We start from the raw sequence: 590 nt of genomic DNA on the forward strand, positions 1-590 counted from the left end.
AAAAATCTGCCGCAGCTATCACAACAAAACCAACCGATGAAATGATCATCAATTGTTTAATCATAACTCCCGTCACCGCAGGGACACACTCCAATCCACAAGTTGGAATTTGCATTAAGGTGTTGATGTTGCCCCGCAGCGTAACCCAAATGATGCAGGAAAGCAGAGACACCTTGAGTATCGACTTGATGAACTCAATGACGCTTTTTAGCGAGAAGATGCGCTTTGCGCCCTCGACAGGGTTTATTTTCTTAATGTCTGGCTTGATGGATTCGCCACTAAAAAGAAAACCAAACTGTCCCATGTTAGAAAAAATCGCGATAAGCGCTGCGACCAAAATAATTGGCGCGAGGAGGTAAGCCATCTCTTTGGCGATAGCGATGGCAACATCGATCAATGCGTCTTGAAAGCCTTGATATGCGAGCTCGCTTGGCAGCAAAAGTAGGGCAGAGATGTGCGACATGTAGTAATCGGCAAAGGCGAACAGCACGGCGATGAGTGCCAGAATTAACGCCGAAGAGACGATCTCTTGGCTCTTCGCGACTTGTCCTTTTTTTCGGGCGTCGCGGAGCATTCTGGAGGTGGGTTGG

At 47.8% G+C, this 590-nt stretch carries 1 pseudogene; it reads right to left on the reverse strand.

The annotated features are described in order from the left end of the window. Nucleotides 1-590: pseudogene (vscU, locus tag R8N49_RS28895) on the reverse strand (SctU family type III secretion system export apparatus subunit VscU); the annotation flags it as partial.

It is taken from the genome of Vibrio sp. 1978, assembly GCF_033344345.1.